The organism is Breznakia sp. PFB1-19 (assembly GCF_029893935.1).
Taxonomy (GTDB): domain Bacteria; phylum Bacillota_I; class Bacilli_A; order Erysipelotrichales; family Erysipelotrichaceae; genus Breznakia; species Breznakia blatticola.
The window spans coordinates 74,958-81,658 of sequence record NZ_JARXXJ010000010.1 but is presented as its reverse complement, the minus strand read 5'-3'; the positions used below and the strand labels follow the sequence as shown (position 1 = coordinate 81,658).

The 6,701-nt window shown below is 33.9% G+C and carries 12 protein-coding genes; 10 read left to right on the top strand and 2 right to left on the bottom strand.

Annotated elements, in window-relative coordinates:
- On the bottom strand, positions 1–214 hold a 214-nt coding region (locus M2098_RS06600), incomplete at its 3' end, for a hypothetical protein (RefSeq protein ID WP_280697890.1).
- A gap of 128 nt (positions 215–342) precedes the next feature.
- On the opposite strand from M2098_RS06600, the gene M2098_RS06595 reads away from it, so the two are divergent.
- Genes M2098_RS06595 through M2098_RS06580 form a run of 4 tightly spaced genes read left to right on the top strand, consistent with a single transcriptional unit; the run spans position 343 to position 2,013 of the window.
- Positions 343–609, top strand: a complete 267-nt coding sequence (locus tag M2098_RS06595; RefSeq protein ID WP_280685254.1) for a 3D domain-containing protein — start codon at positions 343–345, stop codon at positions 607–609.
- Positions 610–611: 2 nt separating this feature from the next.
- Complete coding sequence (locus tag M2098_RS06590) at positions 612–896, top strand: hypothetical protein (protein WP_280682937.1); 285 nt, start codon at positions 612–614, stop codon at positions 894–896.
- Positions 897–898: 2 nt separating this feature from the next.
- Positions 899–1,078 (top strand): hypothetical protein, encoded by a 180-nt coding sequence (locus M2098_RS06585; protein WP_280682935.1) that lies wholly within the window; start codon positions 899–901, stop codon positions 1,076–1,078.
- Complete coding sequence (locus M2098_RS06580; protein WP_348521584.1) at positions 1,075–2,013, top strand: tyrosine-type recombinase/integrase; 939 nt, start codon at positions 1,075–1,077, stop codon at positions 2,011–2,013. Before M2098_RS06585 ends, M2098_RS06580 begins: the two co-directional genes overlap by 4 nt.
- A gap of 78 nt (positions 2,014–2,091) precedes the next feature.
- Here M2098_RS06580 and M2098_RS06575 read toward each other — a convergent pair whose 3' ends face one another.
- Positions 2,092–2,715 carry a hypothetical protein gene (locus M2098_RS06575; RefSeq protein ID WP_280682932.1) on the bottom strand — a complete coding sequence of 208 codons (624 nt, stop codon included), beginning with the start codon at positions 2,713–2,715 and terminating at the stop codon, positions 2,092–2,094.
- 168 nt (positions 2,716–2,883) lie between these two features.
- Between M2098_RS06575 and M2098_RS06570 the strand changes: the two genes are divergently transcribed.
- Genes M2098_RS06570 through M2098_RS06545 form a run of 6 tightly spaced genes read left to right on the top strand, consistent with a single transcriptional unit; the run spans position 2,884 to position 6,632 of the window.
- Complete coding sequence (locus M2098_RS06570) at positions 2,884–3,219, top strand: hypothetical protein (protein ID WP_280682929.1); 336 nt, start codon at positions 2,884–2,886, stop codon at positions 3,217–3,219.
- Positions 3,220–3,999 carry a helix-turn-helix domain-containing protein gene (locus M2098_RS06565; RefSeq protein WP_280682926.1) on the top strand — a complete coding sequence of 260 codons (780 nt, stop codon included), beginning with the start codon at positions 3,220–3,222 and terminating at the stop codon, positions 3,997–3,999.
- Complete coding sequence (locus M2098_RS06560) at positions 3,992–5,188, top strand: DnaB-like helicase C-terminal domain-containing protein (protein WP_280682925.1); 1,197 nt, start codon at positions 3,992–3,994, stop codon at positions 5,186–5,188. Before M2098_RS06565 ends, M2098_RS06560 begins: the two co-directional genes overlap by 8 nt.
- 37 nt (positions 5,189–5,225) lie before the next feature.
- Complete coding sequence (locus M2098_RS06555; RefSeq protein ID WP_280682923.1) at positions 5,226–5,423, top strand: hypothetical protein; 198 nt, start codon at positions 5,226–5,228, stop codon at positions 5,421–5,423.
- Complete coding sequence (locus M2098_RS06550) at positions 5,410–5,709, top strand: hypothetical protein (RefSeq protein ID WP_280682921.1); 300 nt, start codon at positions 5,410–5,412, stop codon at positions 5,707–5,709. The genes M2098_RS06555 and M2098_RS06550 overlap by 14 nt, the downstream gene beginning before the upstream one ends.
- An 8-nt stretch (positions 5,710–5,717) precedes the next feature.
- Positions 5,718–6,632, top strand: coding sequence for a phosphoadenosine phosphosulfate reductase family protein (locus M2098_RS06545; RefSeq protein WP_280682919.1), 915 nt, complete (start codon positions 5,718–5,720; stop codon positions 6,630–6,632).
- The last annotated feature ends 69 nt before the right edge of the window (positions 6,633–6,701 follow it).

The window sequence follows — 6,701 nt, the reverse complement described above, 5'->3', positions numbered from 1 at the left end:
GAACAGGAAGCATAGGTTTTAGCAGTTCGTTCAGTTCATTTACACTAGACGATGCTTTCTCTAGTGAGCTTTGAAAAGAAGAAGAGGAAAAGAAGTCCTTTAATTCTTTAGGTTGCTCCTTAAGTAAAGTAAGGGCATCTAAGTAACCAGATAAAATGAAAGAAATTGAATTTAGGTTGTTTAAGTTTTCGACAGTTTGTGTTATAGTTTGCATCGGTGGAATATCCTTTCGTTGGTCGGAAACTATACGATACCGGTATTTCACCTTTTTTAATACAAAAAAGTGTGGAAAATGAAAAAAATGTTACAGTCAAACAGGCTGAACAGATAAAGATAAAGGTAGTGCAAAATGATCTATTTTTTACACTACCTTATTGGCCAGGAGAGGACCAGTATGGACACGCAACTGCAACAGGAGCAATTGCAACTGAAGGAGTAACAGTAGCAGTGGATCCAACAGTGATTCCTTATGGCACTGTATTAGTTATAAATGGACATGAATATGTAGCTCAAGATTGCGGTGGAGAAGTTCAAGAAAATGTCATTGATATATTCGTAGAACAACCATACATGCAATCATACAACGCAGAAGTATTTGTAAAGGAGTAATCATGAAAAAATACACATTAAAAGAAATTAAAGAAAATCATATTGGAATCTTAATTAGAAATGGAAAAGAACTGGAAAAAGTAGCAAACATGTTTGTTGGTGAAAACTGGAGAAATGGCGATGCTCTTAAAAATGAGCATTATACAAAAGATACACCATTTGTTATGGCGTATACAAAGTCTTTCAAGTGGCAACTTTTACCTTGCAGAGATTTAGGCTTAAATGACGATTTGCTTAGAAAACCACTATCTAAAATAATCATTCAAGTAGGTCTCATAAAGGAGTAGTCATGAAAACAAGAAATGTAGCAAAGAAATTTGGAATTACTGAAGAAGAACTGGATGCTGGGATTGATGTTGTTACTAATGCATTATTTCGCATTCAAAATCAAAAAGTATTTTTAGCAGTTGGTGAGCTTCTTGCAGTTGGAGATATTGAAGCAGAAGAATTACCAGCAGATGAAGAATAGATAAAGCAAAAGAGAAAGGATGTGAAATTATCAAAGTTACTGATTTAAAAAATGGACTGGAAGATTACAAAGATTATCTTGATGATCAAGAGTTTTCAAAAAAGACTATGCGAAGTTATATCTATGCAGTAGAAAGACTAATTGAACATTTCGAAAAGAAGAACATTGATGAATTCACAAAAAGAGATATTCGTGAGTATCGTGATGAGATGTTCGAGCAAGGATATAAAGCAAAGACAATCAATACGTACCTAGTATGCATTAACAAATGTCTTCGGTACATATTAAAGACTCCTGAACGTGAAAAGACACCTTATGCAGTCAAACAAATAAAGGTGCAGCGGAAGAAGTCAGTTGAGAATGTTTTATCACCGCAGGAAACGGAGCGGATGATTCGTAAAGCAAAGAGACTTGGAATGATGGACGTTTACTTTTTGCTTAAGGTCCTATATATGAGTGGAATACGAGCGTATGAACTTAGATTTATCACAGTTGATAGATTGAAAGATAAGTTCATCCAAGTCCGCAATAAAGGGAAAGTAAGGGATATTATCATTCCTCAAGACTTACGCAGGGAGATGCGTAAATGGTGCGAATCAAACGAATTCACAGGATACGTATTTGAGTCGCGTTACGGACCGAAAGCGAAACCAGGACACGTTATTCATGAGTCCACGGTTTGGCGCAAAATACAGCGGATTGGCGGTCTCACAAAGGGTATACGTAAAGATAAATTGCATCCGCATAGTTTGAGACATGCATTTGCTAAAAATTACATCGCAGTGCATGGCAATGTTGCTGATTTAGCGGATATTTTAGGTCATGAAGATACCAAAACAACACAAATTTATACGCAAGGAACACGTGAAGAGTTAAAAGAGCGTGTGGACAATTTACAAAAAGAAGTAAGAAAAAAATCGCACAATGGCGATTAGAAAGGATTATTCATGGAAATTTTAATTTGGTGTTTAGTTGGTATATTGGTTTCTTTTTGTATTTATATGTTGGATGAGCTATTTGACTAAAAATTTATATGTAATAGATCCAGAAACATAACAAGCAAATAGTGAGGGTGCAATATACCATGAAAAATCCAACTCAGGCGTGGCATCCATACCATGTGATAATTTATACGTAATGTTTGCAATAAAAACAAACAAGACAATGATTGAGAGAAAAATTCCTATAAAAGCAGATAATAAGTTTAGTTTCTCTTCTAGACTGAAGTATTTAACGATACTCAAAGAGTTTTTTGAAGGATAGCCAAGTCGGCTTCTTGTAACGTTATAAGAAGTTGTTATATAAGAATAAAACTCTTGAACTCGACATTCTGGATTCTTATTTTTAAATCCAGTGTAGGCTTTTAGAAATCTATCTGGAATGTATTGCAAATTATCTTCAATAATTTGTTCAGTTATGTCGACTACTTTTTGATGTGTAGCATCAGACTTAGTGCCGTTTAAATACATAGTTTTATATATTGGTAAATAGACATGATTAAGTTGATGTTCAAGAATTCTTGACCAATTTTCATTTTTTGAATGTAGTTTACCAAATGAATAACTTGCAAAAGCAGTGACAATAATTGGAATTATTATTGTACCGGTTGAAACAATATACGACAAAACATCCTCCATAAAAGCCCCCTAATTTTAGGGAAATTATAGCATAAAAAAACGCAAAAAGTAAGATGCACTGAAAAAGTGCAAATAAGCCCATGAATAAAGGGCGAAACAATGAAAAGTTTAATGCAAGATAATATGTTACTAAGCTTGCATTAAAAACCATAGAAAGTGAGGTCAAAAATGGCGCAAGAAAAAGAACTTTTAACTGAGTCGCATCAACGAATAAATTCGATTATTCCATATGGGAAAGACAACTCTATTTCAAGAGAAAAATTAATCGAATTAACTGGATTTGCTGACCGAAAAATTAGAAACATTATTGAAGATTTACGCAAAAATGGCGAAGTGATCTGTAGCAGTAGCAATCAAAAAGGCTATTGGCATCCAACCAAGAGAAAAGAAGTTGTTGAATTTATGACTGAAACATATAAACGTGCAAGGAACTTGTTTGTAATGGCGCGTTCGGCAAAGCAATACTTAAACAGTCACGAAGATCAACTGGAAGGAGACATTTAAATGGAAATGAATAAGCCAGCGTATTATGGAGTCATTCCTGCGACGATACGCTACGATAAAAAAATACCAACAAGCGAAAAAGTATTATTCGCAGAATTAACTGCTTTATGTAATAAAACAGGATATTGTTGGCCGACAGATAACTACTTATGTGAATTATATGAAGTAGGAAGAACAACAGTACAAAGATGGCTGAATAACCTCGAAAAAAATGGATACATCAAAAGGAAACTTGAATATAAAAAAGGTAGCAAAAAAGTTATAAAAAGACGCATATATACCTTTGAACACCCTATGCCCAAAAATGGGACACCCTATGCCCAAAAATGGGACAACCCTATGCCCAAAAACGGGGGAGATAATAATACAAGTATTAATACTAAAGAAAATAATAAAAGAAAGTTTGATTACGAAGAAGCTTTTGTTATTTTCTGGGATAAATATCCGAATAAAAAAGCAAAACCAAAAGCATTAACTGCGTTTAGAAATAAATGTAAAACGACGAACCAATTCGATATCATTCTCAAAGCACTCGATCAATTCATTGAGAGTAACGACTGGAAGAAAAATGACGGAATGTTTATCCCACATCCTGCTACTTGGTTAAATGGTGAAAGATGGCTTGATGATGTTGCAATTCAAAAGAAGAAACCAAAACCAAAACTTGAAGACTTGTTGCCGAAAGATTTTGATGATCTCACAGATGAGCAACAAAGAGAAACAAGAATGTATTATCAAAAACAAATAGATGATGGTGTAAAGAACGGAGATTATGAATAATCATTCAGATCAAGTGTTGAGTGATGCATCTGGCTACTGCTTAGGAAGCTTCATGCTCAACAACAAACTACTTGACATAACAATCCTTGAAGCAAAACACTTCTTAGAACCAGCCGCATCAATATTCGCTACAATGCAATCAATTTACAGAAAGCATGGAGCAGTAATTAACGAAGACTTATTTAAAACATCAAAAGATGTACAAGACTACATCATTGCTTGTTGTGGTTTAGGTTCAGAAAAGTACGAGTTATTCGAACACTATCAAAATTATGTAATTGAAAAATGGACCGAAAGAGAAATTATCAAATTATCAGATATGTATAAGTCTGGAAAAATAGATCTTGAAGAATTTGAAACCAAAATGAATGAAACAAAACAAAGTACATCGTTATCACTTCAAAGTTTGACTGGTCAAGAGATAGCAAACTCATGTTGGAGTGGTAAGGCAAACATAAAAGTTTCAAAGTTCTATAAACTTCAAGGACTCATGCGAATGAAGGAACATGACTTTGTTATTCTTGCTGGATCTACGGGTGTTGGTAAAAGTGGTTTTGCAATGAATCTATTACATGATTTATCAACTAACTATCCTTGCTATTTCTTTAATTTCGAAATGGGTGAGGATGAATTCAACCAAAGGCTTGTATCAATTGATAGTGGGCTGTCATTCAACGAAATGGAAAAGAAGGATGCAAATGCTGCAAAAGGAATTAAGGAAGCAGCAAGACGTCTACAAACGCGCAAAATCACATCAATAAACAATTCCATGAATTTAGCACAAATTAAGTCGTACATCGCTAAAGCGAGCTCACAGCAACATATTATCGTATTCATAGACCATATTGGATTGATTGGAGTTAAAGGCTTCTCGGCATATGATCGCATGACAGAAGTAGCAAAAGAGCTACGCAAAATATCGCTTGACTACAATTGCACGATTATTGGATTGAGCCAGTTGAATCGTGAATCAACTCGTGACACTGGTAAATCACCAAGTTTGTCAATGCTTCGTGACAGTGGAGAAGTTGAACAGTCAGCAAATAAAGTCTTATTTATTTGGAAAAATGATAAAGATGAGTATTCTTTGAGATTGTTAAAAAATCGAAGTGGAAATACTGGAGTTATAAACATTGATTACAAAAAAACAACACAACAAATTACAGAATTATCACAATATGTGAAATAGAAAAAAGTTAAAGAAATGTTTGATAGGAGAAAGAACAATGAACTATCCAATTAAATTAGTTCGTGGCAATGATGAAGCACACATCTTTGCAGATACGATTGAATATTTAGTAAACGGACGTGTAGTTGAAAGTGAACTGATACGAAAAGCAAACATGGAATTGACACAAAGTGAACGTGTACAAGGGCATATCAACTGCTTACTGTTGCGAGGGTATATACATGAAAGCGATTAACTTACTAGACGATGAACCAAGAGAAGTAAATGAAGTTGATGAAGTGATTAAAAAGTCATTTAGCGAAGCAGTGTATTGGTTTGCGTATGATTGGGGTACAAAACCTATTGTGATACTAGAGCCGACTGATGAAGATATATCGCAAGTTGAATACGGACATCTATACGGATACTACAAAATCGGTAGTGAATACTTTAAAAGTTTTGGTACAGCAAGTTATGAGTATATAAAGAAAATGAAAGAAAGAATTGAGCCAAAGTTGAACGAACAGCTTAGCTTGTTTTAGGAGAAGTAATGGATACATTTGACAATGAATTACTACTGTTTGATCGGATTAAACTTATCAAAGATACAGTAGCAAAGTATGGTGAAGAAAACTTCTATATTTCTTTCTCAGGTGGTAAAGATAGCACGGTTTTGCATTATTTAATAGATGAAGCAATACCAAACAATAAAATACCTAGAGTGTTTATTAATACTGGGATTGAATATATAGATTTAGTAAAACATGTAAAAGAATTAGCAAAAAATGAAAATCGCATTATTGTATATAACGCTGGCGTAAATATTAAACGAATGTTGACGGAAAAAGGTTATCCGTTCAAATCGAAGGAACATAGTAGAAAATTATCTACTTATCAAAATAGTAGTTTGTGTAAAAGTGTAAAAGTGTATATGAGTGGTATCAAGTCTGACGGTACAACATCACGATTTGCATGCCCAAAGATTTTGAAATATCAATTTGATGATCAGTTTTCTATAAAAATAAGTGATAAATGCTGTGATGAATTAAAGAAGAAAACTGCAAAACGCTACGAAAAAGAAAGTGGAAGAAAAATAGGTATCATAGGTTTGCGTATGAGTGAAGGAGGGCAAAGAGCAAATAAACCAAACTGTGTTGTGTTCGATAGCAAAAACACACTTGTACGATTCAAACCATTAAATCCATTAACTAATGAGTTTGTGGAATGGTATATCGAAAGAAATAATATCAAATTATGTAAGCTGTATTATCCACCGTATAATTTTACAAGAACAGGTTGTAAGGGTTGTCCGTTTGCTATTGGACTTGATGAACAATTAGAAGTAATGGATCGTCTGATGCCTAATGAACGGAAACAGTGTGAAATTTTATGGAAACCAATTTATGACGAATATCGACGGATTGGCTACAGATTAAAAACAAATGAACAAAAAAAGTTGTTTTAAGGAAAAAGCATGAACTATCAATTAAGCGTTGGGAATTATTACTCGCAACAAATAAAAAAGAGAGCATTA